General features: G+C 64.3%; 14 protein-coding genes. 2 read left to right on the forward strand and 12 right to left on the reverse strand.

Annotated elements, in window-relative coordinates; genetic code table 11:
* Window positions 1–42: 42 nt before the first annotated feature.
* The 9 genes from C7441_RS00925 to C7441_RS00965 all read right to left on the reverse strand — a co-directional run bounded on the left by C7441_RS00925 (window position 43) and on the right by C7441_RS00965 (window position 10630).
* Entirely contained in the window at window positions 43–1209 is a 1167-nt protein-coding gene (locus tag C7441_RS00925; protein ID WP_109611310.1) for an ABC transporter substrate-binding protein, read from the reverse strand.
* 162 nt (window positions 1210–1371) lie between these two features.
* Window positions 1372–2595, reverse strand: a complete 1224-nt coding sequence (locus tag C7441_RS00930; protein ID WP_109611311.1) for an MFS transporter — start codon at window positions 2593–2595, stop codon at window positions 1372–1374.
* A 20-nt stretch (window positions 2596–2615) separates the two neighbouring features.
* Window positions 2616–4163: an acetolactate synthase large subunit gene (locus tag C7441_RS00935; RefSeq protein ID WP_109611312.1), complete on the reverse strand. Its 1548-nt coding sequence runs from the start codon at window positions 4161–4163 to the stop codon at window positions 2616–2618.
* A gap of 166 nt (window positions 4164–4329) precedes the next feature.
* Entirely contained in the window at window positions 4330–5787 is a 1458-nt protein-coding gene (locus C7441_RS00940; protein WP_109611313.1) for an amidohydrolase family protein, read from the reverse strand.
* Complete coding sequence (locus C7441_RS00945) at window positions 5784–6488, reverse strand: GntR family transcriptional regulator (protein ID WP_146201423.1); 705 nt, start codon at window positions 6486–6488, stop codon at window positions 5784–5786. Before C7441_RS00945 ends, C7441_RS00940 begins: the two co-directional genes overlap by 4 nt.
* Window positions 6485–7921, reverse strand: coding sequence for an amidohydrolase family protein (locus C7441_RS00950; protein ID WP_109611315.1), 1437 nt, complete (start codon window positions 7919–7921; stop codon window positions 6485–6487). The genes C7441_RS00945 and C7441_RS00950 overlap by 4 nt, the downstream gene beginning before the upstream one ends.
* The gene (locus tag C7441_RS00955) at window positions 7918–8754 is read right to left on the reverse strand and encodes an ABC transporter permease (RefSeq protein ID WP_019173664.1); all 837 of its coding nucleotides are present in this window, start codon (window positions 8752–8754) and stop codon (window positions 7918–7920) included. The genes C7441_RS00950 and C7441_RS00955 overlap by 4 nt, the downstream gene beginning before the upstream one ends.
* On the reverse strand, window positions 8751–9578 hold the full coding sequence (locus C7441_RS00960; protein ID WP_109611316.1) for an ABC transporter permease: 828 nt from the start codon (window positions 9576–9578) through the stop codon (window positions 8751–8753). Before C7441_RS00960 ends, C7441_RS00955 begins: the two co-directional genes overlap by 4 nt.
* A complete protein-coding gene (locus C7441_RS00965; protein WP_244916019.1) occupies window positions 9575–10630 on the reverse strand; it encodes an ABC transporter ATP-binding protein in 1056 nt (351 codons plus the stop codon). The genes C7441_RS00960 and C7441_RS00965 overlap by 4 nt, the downstream gene beginning before the upstream one ends.
* A gap of 280 nt (window positions 10631–10910) precedes the next feature.
* On the opposite strand from C7441_RS00965, the gene dsbD reads away from it, so the two are divergent.
* Both dsbD and C7441_RS00975 read left to right on the forward strand, forming a co-directional pair.
* Window positions 10911–12710 carry a protein-disulfide reductase DsbD gene (gene dsbD, locus C7441_RS00970; protein ID WP_109611318.1) on the forward strand — a complete coding sequence of 600 codons (1800 nt, stop codon included), beginning with the start codon at window positions 10911–10913 and terminating at the stop codon, window positions 12708–12710.
* A 1-nt stretch (window position 12711) separates the two neighbouring features.
* Entirely contained in the window at window positions 12712–13509 is a 798-nt protein-coding gene (locus tag C7441_RS00975) for a TlpA disulfide reductase family protein (protein ID WP_109611319.1), read from the forward strand.
* A gap of 90 nt (window positions 13510–13599) precedes the next feature.
* Here C7441_RS00975 and C7441_RS00980 read toward each other — a convergent pair whose 3' ends face one another.
* Genes C7441_RS00980 through C7441_RS00990 form a run of 3 tightly spaced genes read right to left on the reverse strand, consistent with a single transcriptional unit; the run spans window position 13600 to window position 16110 of the window.
* Window positions 13600–14376: a MetQ/NlpA family ABC transporter substrate-binding protein gene (locus C7441_RS00980; RefSeq protein WP_109611320.1), complete on the reverse strand. Its 777-nt coding sequence runs from the start codon at window positions 14374–14376 to the stop codon at window positions 13600–13602.
* 41 nt (window positions 14377–14417) lie between these two features.
* Complete coding sequence (locus tag C7441_RS00985; RefSeq protein ID WP_109611321.1) at window positions 14418–15086, reverse strand: methionine ABC transporter permease; 669 nt, start codon at window positions 15084–15086, stop codon at window positions 14418–14420.
* Entirely contained in the window at window positions 15076–16110 is a 1035-nt protein-coding gene (locus tag C7441_RS00990; RefSeq protein WP_109611591.1) for a methionine ABC transporter ATP-binding protein, read from the reverse strand. The genes C7441_RS00985 and C7441_RS00990 overlap by 11 nt, the downstream gene beginning before the upstream one ends.
* Window positions 16111–16265: the final 155 nt, after the last annotated feature.

Here is a 16265-nt window from a genome sequence, read left to right on the forward strand (position 1 = left end):
GGACACGCCCGGCGTCGAGGCCGGGCGTGTCTGTTTGTCGGGTCAGGACAACATCATCTGGTTGAACTTCTCGATCACCTCGGGCCGGTTCTCTGCCCACCATTCATGCCGGTAAGGCACCATCACCGAATAGTTCTCCGGCGAGGTCGGCAGATGCTTGAGGATCTCCGGCGACAGATATTTGGCGGAATCGACATTGGTGTAGCCGTAGGGCAGCAGCGTGGAGTAACGCGCCTGCGCGATGGCCGACGAACTGAAGGCCACGAATTTCTGCGCGTTGCTCAGGTTCGGCGCGCCGTTGGGGATCAGCCAGGCATTGTTGAGAACCATGCCGCCATTCCACACCAGTTCGAGCGGATGTCCTTCATCCTTGGCGGCCTTGACGCGGCCGTTCCATGCCGTGGCAATGGGCGTTTCGTTGTCGATCAGCATCTGCATGGGCTGTGCGCCCGATTCCCACCACTTCACGACAGCGGGCTTGATCTCGTAAAGTTTCTTGATCGCGCGGTCGATGTCGATCGGATAGACGTCCTTGGGATCGACGCCGTCCGCCAGCAGCGCGCCGACGAGTTCGGGAATGTTGCCCTTGGTCGCGATCGGCATGGTGCGTCCGCCGGGGAAGCGCTCCTGGTCGAAGAAGTCCACCCAGTTCGTGGGGCCTTCGGGAAACACGTCGGAGCGATAGGCGATGTTCTGCGAGTAGGGAACGATGTCCAGCCCATGCTCGGAGCGGTAGTCGGCGGTAACGCCGTCCTCGACGATGCTGTAGTCGATGGGCGCAAGATAATCGCCCTGCTTCATCAGTTCGATCATGGCGCCGCGGCCGATCTGGCACACGTCCCACGCCACGGTCTTGGTGTCGACCATGGCCTTCAGCTTGGCCGGATCGGGGCCGATGGCTTCCACGACCTTGATGCCGCACAGCTTCTCGAACGGCTCGAACCAGGCCTTGCGCTGCATGTCGGTGCCGATGCCGCCCCATGTGACGACCACGACCTCGCCGGATCCCTTCCAGGCATCCGGGATCGTGTCGAATTCCGGCATCTGCGCTTCCTGCGCGAAGGCGTGCCGCGGAAGCAGCGGCCCCGCCATGGCAAGTGCGGCAACGCCGCCGAACAGTTTCAGAAAATCGCGTCGCGCGGTCGGCGGCACGTTGACCGATTGCCTGAGCCTGCGGTTCAGGTCTCGCCTGCTGGTCTTGTCTTCCATCCTCTCCTCCACTGGGTTCGCGCAAATGATGCGCCGCGGTCTATTTGCGTCTTGAAGGGCGCCTCCATCCCGGCTGCATCCCCGAAAAATTTCCCGATCGGATGCTAGCCAGCCGCCACACAGTATGCAAATGAAAATATGAAATTTCTCGCAAATAATATATTATTTTGATGGTGCATTCGGGTGACCGGCGCGGCGTATCAGTCCGGCCAGCAAAAGTGCGACGGCAGCACTCGTAAGAACGAGAAAATGCAGAAGCCCTTCCGGGCCGTACCGGGCGATGGCAGCCGTCGCGACGGTGGGGCCAATCACCGCGCCCAGCGCCCAGTTGAACAACAGCCCGCTGGACAGCCTGAAATTGGCGACTGCGCCGCCATGATCGAAGGCGGTGGCGAAGGAGAGCGCATAGACCGGCAGCGATACGCCACCGATCAGCGCGTAGATCAGGAACAGCGGCGCCTGATGACCGGAGGGGATTGCCAGAAGCACCAGCGCGCAAATCGCGGTGACGATCGCGGCAAACAGGATGACGAGACGGCGGTCCATCCTGTCCGACAACCACAGCAGCGGACCCTGAAACACGAAGGAGCCGATCTGCACCGAAACGGTCAGCATGGCCGCCGCAGCCGAAGACATGCCGACGAGCACGCCCCAGGCAGGCGCGACGCTGATCAAAGTCGTGCCGACCGCGCCGACATAGATCACGCCCACGGCCGCGACTGCCGGCGTCTCGAGGAAGGACAGGGATCGGCTGAGCCCCGCGCCTCTTGTGGCGGCGGTGACGGGATGGCCATGCACGGAAGGGACCATGAAGGCGAGGGCAATGGCATAGAGCACTGCCGGCCCGGCGAAGGCGAGGGTGCCCAGCGCCCAGGGAAAAGCGGCGACGGCCTGTCCCGCGACCATGGCCATGCGGCCCAGCATGTTGACCGTACCGAAAATGCGCCCGCGCACTTCGGCGGGAGCGGCAGTGTTGACCCAACCCTCGGTGATGACGACAGCCCCGGCTCCACATGCTCCCATCACCGCGCGCAGCGCTATCCACCCCTCGAACGGAAGGAGTGCCAGGCAGACAGTTGCCGCGGCCTGTAGCATTACGAAGCAGGCGAGCGCCTTGCGGTAGCCGAACCGCCCGATCAGGGCCGGCGAAATCAGGCAGCCGGCAGCAAAGCCGGCCGCATAGGCGGAGGCGACCAGCCCGATCGTTTCGGGCGACACGGCCGACAACGCCATTTGCAACGGAATGCCGGTGCCCAGCACGCCGGCGGCCGCCTGCATGCCCAGCATTCCCAGGACAAGCGGGAACAGGAGCAGCATCTGCTGCCCGAACGTCGTTCCCGCACGCTCCGGGCCGGTGCCGGCAGCGACCTCCTCCTCACAGCTCACGGCCCGCCCTTCCGCCTGCTTCAGATCACGGCTTCGATCAGAAATGGCCCCTTGCGGCCGATGGCCGAAGCCAGCAGTTGGGTGAATTGCGCTACCGTCCCGGCGCGGGCGGCTTCCACCCCGTGGCCCTTCGCCAGCGCCACCCAATCCAGCGCGGGTGTGTCGAGGTTCAGCATCCGGCGTGCGTTCTCGCCGAAATCGTTGACGCCGACATTGCGCATCTCGCCATGCAGGGTGGAATAGGTGCGGTTGGCAAAGACGACCGTCACCACGTCGAGCTGCTCTCGCGCCTGCGTCCACAATGCCTGGATGGTGTACATGCCGCTTCCGTCAGCCTGCAGGCAGACGACCTTGCGGTCGGGACAAGCCACCGCCGCGCCCGTGGACAATGGCAGGCCGATGCCAATGGCGCCGCCGGTCAGATCCAGCACGTCATGCTGCGCGGCCCCGCGCGCCTGTTCGCCGAAACGCCAGCCAGCGGTGATGGATTCGTCCACCACGATCGCCTGATCCGGCAGCATGCGTGCGACAAGCTGAGTGACCAACTCGCCCGTCAGGGCGCCATCCTGTGGCGCTTCGGGCAGTTCGGCGCGCGAAAGGATGGCTTGCGCCCGTTCCGCGCCCAGTTCCTGCGCCAGATGGCCGAGTGCTTCGAGAAGGTCCGCGCCGGGAGGCGCATATTCGATCACCGCCGCATCGGGTCGCGCCGGCTTGTTCGGCCGCCCCGGATAGGCAAAGAACGCCACGGGCTCGTCTTCGCCGACCAGAACCAGCATGTCGACATTCTCGAGGGCCTTGACGGCTGCCTCGATGCGGTAGGGCAGGGGCGAGACCACCACGCGGCCGGCACCGCGCTCGGCGCGCGCCACCGATGTCTGGCACAGCAACCGTACGCCGCTATGGGCGGCGATCCTGCCGGCAATCTCCAGCGCCTTGCCTTTCAGCGCCTCCGCCCCGAGCAGGAGCGCCACGCGCATGCCCCGGGAAATGGCCTGCCGCACCTGCGCGGCCACCGCCGCCTCGAACGGCCTTGGCGCCGGGCGTTGCGCGCGCGCGACCGGCGCGTCCGGCACGTCGTTCCAGGCGGTGTCGGCCGGCAGGATCAGCGTGGCGACACCGGGAGTGCCGACGGCGGCGATCCAGGCGTCGTTCAGGTCCGCGCCGATTTCGGTCGCGCTTTCGGTGCTGCGCACCCAGTCCGACATTGGCGCGGCGAGGGTTTCCACGTCGCTGTTGAGCGGCGCATTATATTGCCGGTGGTAGGTGGCATGGTTGCCGACGATGTTGATCATCGGTGTCCGGGCGCGCTTGGCATTGTGCAGATTGGCGATGCCGTTGCCCAATCCCGGTCCGAGATGCAGCAGGGTGGAAGCCGGCTTGCCGGCCATGCGCGCATAGCCATCGGCGGCCCCGGTGACGACGCCCTCGAACAAGCCCAGAATGCAGCGCATTTGCGGTTTGCGGTCGAGCGCCGCTACGAAATGCATTTCGGATGTGCCGGGATTGGCAAAGCACACGTCCACGTCGTTGGCCAGCAACCCGTCGCACAGGCGATCCGCACCGTTCATCGTTGAATTCCTTTCCTCAAGAATGGCCGCGTGCCGTTGCCGTGCGGCCGAATGGGGTTGTCCGCGAGGCGGATGAGAAGACACCGCAATGCAATGGCGCTTCGATGATTTGCTGGATCTGTCGGCCGGTACGCTTCTCCGGCCTCTTGCTGTCCGATCCCTGAAACTACAGGACGGGCGGCATCAGTTCGCTCACCGGTCGCTGCCCCCAATCGTATTTTTCGACATCGGCGGCCGAAACGCGCTGGGCAGCCTCCAGCCGGTCCATGGCGGCCGCGATGTCGAAAGCAAGCGCGGTGCCATCCTTCACCACGCGGCGGCCATCGACATAGACGTCACGGACCGGCCGTTCGCCTGCGCTGTAGAACAGGCTGCGCACCGGGTCGTAGAGCGGGCGCATGGTCGGGTGACGCAGGTCGACCGTGAAGAAATCGGCCTTCGCGCCGGGTGAAACGCGCCCGATGTCGCTGCGTCCCAACGCCCGCGCCCCGCCGAGCGTGGCGACATGCAGGAGTGAGCGTGCATCCACCTCGGCCACGTCGCGAGAGGTGATGCGCGCGGCGTAGATGGCGTTGCGGATCTCATCGAGGAAATTGTGCGGATAGGTGTCGGTGCCCAGCCCGAGATTGACGCCGGCCTTCAGGTAACGGCCGATATGCTGGAGCGTGATGCCACGCCGGATGAAAACGGTCGGGCAATGCGCCACGCTGGTTCCTGTTTCCGCCAGAAGCCCGAGGTCGTGGCTGTCGGGCCAGCGCAGCCAGTCATTGTGGTCGAGGAAGATGCCGTGGCCGACGATCATGTCCGGGCCAAGCAAACCCAGTTCGTCCAGCCAGCCGACAGGCGTGCGGCCATGGCGGCGCATGATCTCCTGGAAATCGACCACGCTCTGCGAGGCATGCGTCTGGATGCGCAGGCCGCGCGTCTTCGCTTCCGCCTGAGCCTGAAGGAACATGTCCGCGTCGCAGGTGTCGATCTGTGCGGGGCACAACATGCCCGAAAGTCGCCCGCTCGGATGGGCGATCGCAGTGTCGATCTCGGCGAGGGCCGTCTCCATGCGCTTGCGGCCCTTGGGAATATCCCATTCGTAGAGAACCTCGTGGCCGTTCTCGGTGTACCACCGTCCCGAGCGGAACATCGGCGCTGCATAGGCGCGCATGCCGCTGGCGCCCAGCGTCTCGATCCAGCCTTCATGCGGGGTGGACAGGTCGCAGACCGTCGTCACGCCGCTCTGCATCAGCTCCGACAAGGCGACCTGCGTGGCGGCCACCATGCCCTCGCTGGTCGTGTCGAACAGGAAGAGATACTCGTAGAGAGAACTCATCCACAGCTTGCGGCTGCCGACCTCTTCGGTCAGCCCCTTCAGCATCGTTTCGAAGCCCGGATGGGCATGGATGTTGACGAAGCCCGGCATGATCATCAGGCCGCGACCGTCGATGACCTCTTCTATATCGGTTCGATCGAGCGTGCCCGGATCGACGAACCGGTCGCCGCGGAAGGCGACGTCGGTGTCGCGAAGATAGCGGTGGCAGTCGCCGTCCGCGTCATAGGCCACGACCCATTCCGCGTTGCGGATAAGGGTGGCTCCGCCACCGGTGGAACGCTCTGTGTTCGTCATCGTCATTTTCTTTCCGGAAGCGACAGTTCGGTGCCGAGATAGAGCGTGTATTCTTCGACGTAGTTCATGAAGTCCTTGGCATGGCGAAGAGCCATTTCCTCGTCTCCTTCCGCGACCGCATCGGCGATGCGGATGTGGAATTCGGTCAAGGTCTCGTCCCGGAAGCGTGTCCGGTAGAGATCCCGATGCGCCAGCCAGAAGCGGCGTGAAAGCGAGTAGAGGGGCTCGATCAGGTGCAGGAACGGATTGCGCGATACCTCGATCAGCGTGGCGATGAAACGACGGTCGAGCCGCAACAGCTCCAGATTGCGCTCCGAGCCGAGCAGGCGCCGGAACTCGGCTGCGATCTGCGCGATCGCCTGAGCCTCGGCCTGGGTCCGCCGCCGCGCGGCGGCCGGAACAAGCAGCATTTCGAGCGCCTTGCGCGTCTCGAAGACCTTGAGCTGGAGCTGGATGTTGATCTCAGGCACCACCATGCCACGGCGCGGCAGCCATGTCAGAAGCTGGTCCGCCGCCAGACGCAGCAATGCCTCGCGAATAGGCGTGCGGCCGATGCCGAGGCGGCTGACGAGCGCGGACTCGGCTATGCGCGAGCCGGGGGCGAGTTCCATGGTCACGATCATGTCCTCGATCATCCCATAGGCGAGATCGACCTGGCTGCCGGACGCGTTGTAACCGGATTCGGCAGTAGTGGTGTCCAAAGTCACTGGAACTCCTTCAGGCTTTGTGGTGATAACTGGTCTATGCCGCGCCCGGCCCAGTCTCCGGGGCCGACCGCCTCCCAGATACGTTGCGCCGCTCTGGCCAGATTGCCGCGCGCCGATGCTTCATCGATTTTCAGAAGGGCCTTGTCCGTCATCAGCCACTCGCCATCGACCATGACGTGGTGAAGATCTTCGCTGCCGGCATAATAGACCAGATTGCGTATCGGATCGCGGCAGGGGACCATGGAAAAGCCGGTCATGTCCCACAAGAGAAGGTCCGCCTTCGCGCCCGGCGCGATGCGTCCCAGATCATCGCGTCCGAGAACGCGCGCGGGCGCGAGGGTGGCGGCGTTGAAAACCTCGACGGCCGTGGGCTTGCGGCAATCATGTTCCTGCAACTTTGAAATGATGGCGGCATGGCGCATCGCGTGGAGGATGGATTGGGGCGCGGTGTCACTGCCCAGGCACATGGTGATGCCAGCCTCGAGATAGGCGGCAAAGCTTTCCATGGCGATGCCGCGCCGGGCAAAGACCCATGGGCAATGCGCCACAGACGCGCCGCTGTCGGCCAGCCGGGCAAGGTCGTCGCCAGGATGCCGCACCCACGAATTGCCGCTGGTGAAGACACAATGGCCGAGAATGGTGCGCTCGTCGAGGAAGTCCTGCGCGGCCAGCCATTGCACCGGCGTCATGCCCTCCCGCTGAACCATTTCGTGGAACTCGAATACCGCTTCGGCGGTATGCAACGTCACCGGCACGTTGAGTTCAGCGGCGACGGCGCGGGTGCGCTGCAGCAGTTCGGGCGTGGCCATGGCCACCTGCATCGGCGTCAGCATGCCACGGATGCGACCTCCGGCGCGACCCTCGATCCGCTTCACGAAGGTGGCCGCGGCCTCCAGCCCCTCCATGCCGCCATCTGGCTTCCAGTCGTAGCTCATGCGCTTGCCGTCCAGCGTGCGCCAGCGCGCCGAACCATAGCCTTCGCCGATATAGGCCCTGAGGCCGGCGCGCTCGACCGCTGCGGCGGTATAGTCGCCCAGCCAGCCGATCTCGAACACCGTCGTCGTGCCGCTCCGGGTCAGTTCGGCCATGGAATAGTCCACGGCGGCGCGCTGGGCCTCCTCGTCCATCGCCGCGCCGATTGCCGGCAGCAGTTCGGGAAGGCCGGAGAACCAGAAGCCGGGCTTGCCGACATCCTCGACATAGGAGCGGTCGTAGGAAGCGCTGGTCAGATGCGCGTGCATGTCGATCAGCCCCGGCGTCAGCAGCGCATCGGGCAGGTCCAGGATTTCTTCGAAGCTGCCTTCGACCTCAGGACCGACATGGACGACGCGGTCGCCCTCGACCACGACGCATCCGTTTTTCAGCAATCGGTGCTCGCCCTGCTGGAAGGCGACGACCATTCCGGCGCGGATCAGCTTTGCGGCAGTCATCATGCACCCTCCCGAACCACCTTGCCGGCGCCTGCCTGGGCGCGCCTTTGCAGCCATGAGGCGCACAGGAAAAGCGACACCGAGGCGACGACGGCCAGTGTCGATACAGCGGCCAGGGTGGGCTCGAGTGACGAGCGCATGCTTTCCCACATGCGTAGCGGCAGCGTGACCTGCGACGGGCCGGCGATGAACAGCGCGACGATCAGTTCGTCGAAGGAGGTGATGAAGGCAAATAACGCGCCCGCAACGACACCGGGCCGGATACTGGGCAGAATGACGAGACGGAACGTATCGAAGGCGCCGGCGCCGAGATTTTGCGCGGCCATTTCCAGGCGTTTGTCAAAACCGTGCAGAGAGGCTGAGACGTTGACGACCACGAAGGGCACCGCCAGTGCGGTGTGCGCCACCGCGATCGCGACCGGCGAACCGACCAGTTGCAGCCGCGCATAGAAGAAGTAGACGGCGATGGCGACGATGATGCCGGGGATGATGAGCGGCGACAGGATGAAGGCGACCAGCAGGCGCTGCCCCGGAAACTTTCCGCGCACCAGCCCGAATGAGGCTGCCGTGCCCAGCACCGTGGAAAGCAACGCCACGACGCAGGCGATCCAGATGCTGAGCCAGGCGGAGTCCATCCAGTCGCTGCGCGAGAAGAGCTGCTGATACCACCGCAGGCTGAAGCCCGGCGGAGGAAAGGACAGGAAGCTGCCCGAGGAGAACGACAGCGGCACGATCACCAGCACCGGCACGATCAGGAACAGCGCCACCGCCAGTGCGACGATGCCCAGCAGCGCCCGCGCCAGCGGGCTTGAAAGGGTGATGGCGTAACCCGTCATTTCGCACCTCCCAGGATCTTGTCCAGACTGACGAACCGGCTGAACCCCAGCAGGGCCACAAGGGTCATGACCAGCAGCAACGCCGCCATGGCCGCGCCGACATCCCAGCGATAGAGGTCCACTTCCTGTGCGATCAGCATGGAGATCGTCATGTCCGAAGGGCCGCCGAGAAGGGCGGGGGTGATGTAGAAGCCGAGGGCGAGCACGAAGACCAGCACGGTGCCGGCCAGCACGCCCGGCATGGAGAGCGGCAGGATGACATGGCGGAACACCGACACCGGACCGGCGCCGAGATTCTCCGCCGCCGCCACCAGCCTGCCGTCGATGCCCTTCAGGGACGCAAGGATGGGCAGGATCATGAAGGGCAGCAGCACATGCACCATGCCGATATAGACGGCAAAGCCGGTGTTCAGCAGCTTGAGCGGCTGGCTCAGCAGTCCCACGGATACCAGCAACTCGTTGATGATGCCCTTCCTGCCGAGAAGCACCATCCAGGCATAGGACCTGATCAATATGCTGGTCCAGAAGGGAACCAGCACAACGGCCATGAGGATGCTTGCCGTGAGGGCGCGCGCGGTGGCGATGAAGAAGGCCAGCGGATAGGCAAGGACCAGCGTGATGAGCGTCACCCAGACCGCGGTCTCAAGCGTATAGAGAAACACCTTAACCGCGACTGGCGAGGCAATGACCTGACGCAGCGGTTCGAAGCCGAAGGATTCGCCAGCCGTGCGCGCCAGCATCAGGGTCACGGGCGCCAGATAGGCGATGACGAGAAAGGCCAGCAGCGGAAGAACCAGCAGGCCATGGCGGGAACGGGTCGTCATTGCAGCGTCGCCCCGTCGGAGAATACGCGCATCTGGTGGGTGGGCCATGCGACCTTCACCTTCTCGCCCGGCCCGATAGGCGCGCTGTCATCGACGATCTGCGACTTGACCGCCAGCTTCCTGCCGTCAGCCAGCAGGACCTCGTAGCGGCGATGGTCGCCCACATAAGTGACATCAGTGATGCAGGCCGTGCCATCGGCGGCCGCCGAAACGCTCAGATGCTCCGGGCGCACCGAGACGACGATTTCGGATGCGGGCGCGCGTTTGACCGGTAGCGCCACGGTGTCGCCGGCAAGGGAAACCGACAGCGATCCCCCTTCGAACCGCGCATCCTGTGCTGCCAGCATGTTGGATTCGCCGAGAAAACCGGCCACGAAAACGTCGTTCGGCTTGCGGTACAGGGTTTCCGGGGCGTCGATCTGGCAGATGCGGCCCTCGTTCATCACGCAGATGCGGTCGGACATGGTCATGGCCTCGTCCTGATCATGCGTAACATAGATGACGGTGATGCCGAGTTCGCGCTGGATGCGCTTGATCTCGCCCTGCAGATGACTGCGCAGATATTTGTCCAGCGCGCTGAGGGGCTCGTCCATCAGCAGCACCGGCGGTTCGAAGACGATCGCACGCGCCAGCGCCACGCGTTGCTGCTGTCCGCCGGAAAGCTGGCGGGGAAAGCGATGGTTCAGCCCTTTCAGCCCGACGATTTCGAGCACGCGGCCCACGGCGCGCGCGCGCTCCGCTTTCGCCATGCCGCGCATTCTGAGCGGAAAGCCGACATTCTGCTCGACCGTCATGTGCGGAAACAGCGCATAGCTCTGGAACACCATGCCGATATTGCGCCGGGCGGGCGGCATGTCGGTGATGCGGGTGTCGCCCACGAAGATGTCGCCGGAACTCGGCGTTTCGAAGCCAGCCAGCATCATCAGGGTCGTGGTCTTGCCCGAGCCGGAGGGGCCGAGAAAGGACAGGAACTCGCCGGCTTCGACGTCGATGTCCAGCGTATGCACGGCTACGAAATCACCGTAGCGCTTGCTCACTCCGGCAAAGCGCACGGGGCTTCCTCCCTTCGGGGTATCTGAAGCCGTTGTTTGAACCGTTCGTTGCGTCATGCAAGCATCCCTTCGGGTTGCAATGTCCTGTACCCTACGCAGGCAGACTAACCGCTCGGCCAAAGCCTGGGCAAGTACAATATGTAATTTAAACAATTTAGTATATGATTTTTGTCGGATGCATGGCGCGTCCCTCCGCGGAGGGCGGCTGCCGGGTCCCTTAAGGCTGCCTTAAGACGGGCCCGTCATTCGGCGGAAGATCAACAATCAGCCGCGTGAGCCCATGCCCAAGATATTGCTAGCCCTTCTTTTCCTGTTCCTCGGAGCTTCTTCCTCGCTTGCGCAGCAGCCCGATCTGCTGCAGGCCGACGAGGCATTCCAGTTCTCCGCCGAACGGGAGGAGAGCGGGGGTATGATCTTCCGCTGGACGATTGCCGAGGGCTACTATCTCTACCGCAGCCAATTGCAGGCGCGCGACGCTGCGGCGGGTCGCGAGATCGAACTGCGCACCCGGCCCGGAACTGTCGAGGACGACCCCAATTTCGGCCCCTCCGAAGTCTATTATGGGGAGGCTTCGGCAAGCCTCGACCGAGAGGTCTCCGGTACGGTGACGCTGAGCTATCAGGGCTGCAAGAAGGATTCGATTTGCTATCCTCCGGTTACGCGCACGATCGACACCCAAACGCTGGAGGTCTCTGAGGCAAGCGTCGGGTTCGGGCTGGACGGGGCCGCTTCGGCTGTCGATGAGGACAAGCCGTCGTCGCCGGGATTCGAGATCGCCAAGGATGCCGGCGGCGGGCTGATCCAGTCCCTGCTCGCCAGCGGCGGCGCGCTCTGGGTGATTGCAAGCTTCCTTGCTTTCGGCCTGCTTCTTGCCTTCACGCCCTGCGTTCTGCCGATGTATCCGATCCTGAGCGCCACGCTGGCACGCGAGGGCGAAGCGCTGACGGCAAAGCGCGGTTTCGTGCTCTCGCTCGCCTATGTTCTGGCCATGGCGACAGCATTCGGCCTTCTTGGCATCGTCGCCGCCTGGTCGGGGCAAAACCTGCAAATGGTTCTGCAATCCCCCTATGCGGTAGGCGCCGTCGCCGTGCTTTTCGTGGTGCTGGCCGCCTCGATGTTCGGCATGTTCGAGTTGCAGTTACCTTCCGCATGGGTCAACCGCGTTGCAGGCACCCAATATGGGCGGCGGGGCTCGCTTGGCGGCGCGGCGGCGATAGGTTTCACCTCGGCGCTGATCGTAGGCCCTTGCGTGACCGCACCGCTGGCAGCTGCGCTTCTCTATATTGCGCAAACCGGCGATGCGCGGCTGGGGGCTGCGGCACTCTTTGCGCTGGGTCTGGGGCAGGGCATTCCGCTGATCGCCTTCGGGACATTGGGGAGCCGGGCGCTGCCACGCGCCGGCGCCTGGATGGAGCATGTCAAGCGCGTCTTCGGCTTTGTCTTTCTCGCCGCCGCTGTCTGGATGGCGGGGCGTATTCTGCCTGGTCCGGCAGAGCTTATGCTGTGGGCCGTGCTGCTCATTGGAGCGGCCGTGTTCATCGGGGCGTTCGACGGCATTACGCGCGATGCGACGGTCGCGATGCGGTTTCGCAAGACGATCGGTGTCGCGCTTTCGATGATGGCGCTGGTTCTTGCCATCGGTGCGGCCTCGGGCGGAAGCGATCCGCTGCGGCCGCTGGCGCATCTGATGGCCCGGGCGGGTCCGGCGACCGGGGCCGATGCTCTTGTATCTGCCTCGGCGTCCTCCGCGCAGGATCTGCAGGCCACGCTGGCGCGGTCGCAAGGCAGGCCGAGCCTCGTCTACTTCACAGCGGATTGGTGCGTCACCTGCAAGACAGTCGAGCGCAATGTCCTTCCTGCACCCGAAATCGTCGCGGGCCTTCGCGATTTCCAGCTTGTGGAGGTCGATCTCTCGACGCTCGACGAACAGAACCAGGCGTTGATGCGCGATCTGGCGGTGGTAGGACCGCCGACGATGATCTTCTTTGACGCCGATCGCAGCGAAATCGCTGGCTCACGGCTTGTCGGAGACGTTACCGCCGACAGCCTGCTCGCCTCGGCCGCATTAGTGGAGCGGTGACATGAACGCCATCTCGCTGGGACCGCTGGTGCTTTCCGCCGACCGCTTTGCCGCGATACTTGCGATTGCCGCTTTCCTGCTGGCAAGCGAGGTGCTGGCAAGGAAAGTCGACGCCCGTTTTTCTGCCTGGGCCTGGTGGGCATTCGTTGCCTTCGTTATCGGCGCGCGGCTGGGACATGTCGCCCTCCATGCCGGAAGCTTCATGGCCGAACCATGGCGCGTCATCGCAATTTGGCAGGGCGGCTTCCTGCTGCCGATCGGCATCGCGACGGCGGCGATCTTCACCGCCATCTATCTGCGCCGGCATCTGCGCCTTGCTTTCTGGACGCCTTTGCCCGCCGCGATAGCCGCCTTCGTTGCGGTCTTCATCACCCAGTTGACGGCTGGCGTCCCGCCGACGCCTCTGCCTGCCGGCACCTATGCCGCGCTCAACGGACGAATGGTCGTGCCTGCCGAGTTCCAAGGCCGCCCGATCGTGGTCAATCTCTGGGCGACATGGTGCCCGCCTTGCCGGCGCGAGATGCCGATGATGGCCGACGTCGCCGCTTCCCGCAACGATGCCGCCTTTGTCTTCGTCAATCAGGGCGAGGGGAGGGCGGCGGTGGAGAGCTATCTTGCGCGCGAGGGGATCAGGCTCGAAACCGTGCTGTTCGATTCCCTTGGGGAGTTCAGCCGCCATTATGCGATCCCCGGCCTGCCCGGCACCCTGTTTATCGACAGCGACGGCCGGCTCCGGTCGGTCCATGTCGGCGAGATATCCAGGGAGGCGCTGCTTGCGGCTATCGAGAAACTGCAATGAGCAGAATGCACGACGCCCGGCTGACACGGGGTCGGCCGGGCGTCGGGGTTCAGGCTGTTCTGCGGAAACGGGCTCGGGCCCGAAGGCAACTTACCAGGAGGCGATCAGGGCGCCCTTGAACTCGTCATTGATGAAGGCCTTGATGCTGTCGTCGTGATAGGATTCGACAAGCGTCTTGACCCACGGCGCATTCTCGTCGGCCTTGCGCACGACGATCACGTTGGCATAGGGCGACTCGCTGCTTTCGATGGCGATGGCGTCGTCCTTGGGATGCAGGCCGGCTTCCAGCGCGTAGTTGGTGTTGATGACGGCTGCATCGACGTCATCCAGCGAGCGCGGAAGCTGCGCGGCATCGAGCTCGGAAAAGTGGATGTTCTTCGGGTTTTCGGTGATGTCGGCAGGGCCTGCCTTCAGGCCGGCTTCCGGATTGACCTTGATCAGGCCTTCCTTGGCGAGAACCAGCAGAGCGCGGCCGCCATTCGTCGGGTCGTTCGGGATGGCGACGGTTGCGCCGTCAGCGATTTCGCCGAGGCTCTTCACCTTCTTGGAATAGACGCCCATCGGCGTGGTGATGGTCTTGCCGACGCTGACGAGATCGAAACCGCGATCCGCGATCTGGTTGTCGAGATAGGGCTGGTGCTGGAACGAATTGGCGTTGAGGTCGCCGTCGGCGAGCGCCTGGTTCGGCACGACATAGTCGGAGAATTCCAGGATCTCGATATTGAGGCCCTTCTTGGCGGCGACTTCCTTGACCTTCTCCATGATCTGCGCGTGCTCGCCGGGCGTGACGCCGACCTTGATGTCTTCGGCAAACGCCGGGAAGCTGACGAGGGCGGCAAGCGCCGCCGTGGCGAGGAACTTCATCATGTGTATCTCCTTGATGGTTACATGACTGGAAACGGTTGAAATCAGCTCTTGCGGTTGCGCTTGTCGAAGCGCCGGGCAAGCGCGTCGCCGGCGCTCTGGACGAGCTGCACGAGAACGATCAGCACGATCACCACGGCCAGCATCACGTCGGGCATGAAGCGCTGGTAGCCGTAGCGGATGCCCAGATCGCCGAGGCCTCCGCCGCCGACCGCGCCGACCATGGCCGAATAGCCGATCAGGCTGACGATGGTCATGGTGAAGGCCAGCAGGATGGCCGGCCGGGCTTCGGCCAGAAGCACCTTGAAGACGATCTGCATCGGCGTCGCGCCCATGGCGCGGGCCGCCTCGATCAGCCCCTTGTCGATCTCCCGGATCGCGGCTTCCACCAGGCGGGAGAAGAAGGGAATGGTGGCGATGGTCAACGGCACGATGGCCGCCGTGGTGCCGATCGACGTGCCGGTCAGAAGCCGCGTGAACGGAATGATCGCCACGACAAGGATGATGAACGGCGTGGAACGGGCGGCGTTGACGATAAGCCCGATCGCATAGTTGAGCTTCGGCGCCGGGAAAAGCTCGCCCTTGCCGCTGGTGGCGAGGAAAACGCCGATCGGCAGGCCGATCAGCGAGCCGATCAGGCCGGACACCGCCACCATGTGCAGCGTCTGCAGCAACGACTTCCAGAGCAGGCCGAAAAGCATTTCAGGCGACATAGCCGAGCACCTCCGTGGACAGGCCGGTTTCGGCATAGAAGCGATTGGCGCGGTCGAGAATCTCGGGCGAGGCCGGATAGGAGACGACCAGCGTTCCGAACGGTTCACCGGCGATCTCCTCGATGGCGCCGGCAAGAATGTTGACGTCGCCGCCGATCTCGGTGACCAGTCGCGCCGTCAGCGGCTGGAAGGCCGTCGCGCCGAAGAAGGTGAGCCGCACGAGAATGCGGTCACCTGCGGCAGGTTCGGCCTTCAGGCCGGAGCGCAGCCATTCCGGCAGGCTGGTGCCCAGCGTGGACGACAAGAGGATGCGCGTCGTCTCGTGCTGCGGGGCGGTGAAGACGTCGAAGGTGGGGCCCTGCTCGACGATGCGGCCCTTGTCGATGACCGCGACATGGGAGGCGATGGTCTTGATCACCTCCATCTCATGCGTGATCAGCAGAACGGTCAGGCCGAGTTCGGCATTGATCTGCTTCAGCAGAGCCAGGATCGACTGCGTCGTTTCCGGGTCGAGCGCGGAGGTGGCCTCGTCGGACAGGAGCAGCTTCGGGGAGGTGGCAAGCGCGCGGGCGATGCCGACGCGCTGCTTCTGGCCGCCCGACAGTTCCGACGGATAGCGCGTCGCCTTGTCGCCGAGGCCGACGAGATCGAGAAGCGGCCCGACCTTCGCCCTGATCGCCTTACGGTCGAGGCCGGCGATTTCAAGCGGCAGCGCGACATTGTCGAAGGCGGTGCGCGAGGACAACAGGTTGAAATGCTGGAAGATCATCGCGACCTCCCGCCGCAGCCCGCGCAGGCCCGCATCGTTCAGCCCGCCGACCTCGGTGCCGTCCACCACCACCTGTCCCGAAGTCGCCTTTTCGAGGCCGTTGACGAGGCGGATGAGCGTGGACTTGCCGGCGCCGGAACGGCCGATGATGCCGGCGATCGCGCCGCGGTTGACGGTCATGTCGATGCCGTCGAGCGCGGTGAAGGCCTCCGTACCCTCGCCAAAGCGTTTGGTCACGCCCTCGAAGGTGATCATGGGCGCCGCAGCTTCCGCGCGTTCATGCGGGGCGGTTTCGGCCGCGACAGGTGGGAGTATCATTTTCAGCTCACGGTTTCAGTCTGGTCATCCCGGCGACATAGCATCGCCACTGCGTCATGCGAAGACGCTGCACATTCGATGACAGGTGACTA

Source organism: Pseudaminobacter salicylatoxidans, from assembly GCF_003148475.1.
Taxonomy (GTDB): domain Bacteria; phylum Pseudomonadota; class Alphaproteobacteria; order Rhizobiales; family Rhizobiaceae; genus Pseudaminobacter; species Pseudaminobacter salicylatoxidans.

Coding starts and splice junctions, on each gene's coding strand:
- C7441_RS00925 (WP_109611310.1), bottom strand. CDS start 1,209: ATGGAAGACAAGACCAGCAGGCGAGACCTGAACCGCAGGCTCAGGCAA.
- C7441_RS00935 (WP_109611312.1), bottom strand. CDS start 4,163: ATGAACGGTGCGGATCGCCTGTGCGACGGGTTGCTGGCCAACGACGTG.
- C7441_RS00940 (WP_109611313.1), bottom strand. CDS start 5,787: ATGACGATGACGAACACAGAGCGTTCCACCGGTGGCGGAGCCACCCTT.
- C7441_RS00950 (WP_109611315.1), bottom strand. CDS start 7,921: ATGATGACTGCCGCAAAGCTGATCCGCGCCGGAATGGTCGTCGCCTTC.
- C7441_RS00955 (WP_019173664.1), bottom strand. CDS start 8,754: ATGACGGGTTACGCCATCACCCTTTCAAGCCCGCTGGCGCGGGCGCTG.
- C7441_RS00960 (WP_109611316.1), bottom strand. CDS start 9,578: ATGACGACCCGTTCCCGCCATGGCCTGCTGGTTCTTCCGCTGCTGGCC.
- dsbD (WP_109611318.1), top strand. CDS start 10,911: ATGCCCAAGATATTGCTAGCCCTTCTTTTCCTGTTCCTCGGAGCTTCT.
- C7441_RS00975 (WP_109611319.1), top strand. CDS start 12,712: ATGAACGCCATCTCGCTGGGACCGCTGGTGCTTTCCGCCGACCGCTTT.
- C7441_RS00980 (WP_109611320.1), bottom strand. CDS start 14,376: ATGATGAAGTTCCTCGCCACGGCGGCGCTTGCCGCCCTCGTCAGCTTC.
- C7441_RS00985 (WP_109611321.1), bottom strand. CDS start 15,086: ATGTCGCCTGAAATGCTTTTCGGCCTGCTCTGGAAGTCGTTGCTGCAG.
- C7441_RS00990 (WP_109611591.1), bottom strand. CDS start 16,110: ATGATCACCTTCGAGGGCGTGACCAAACGCTTTGGCGAGGGTACGGAG.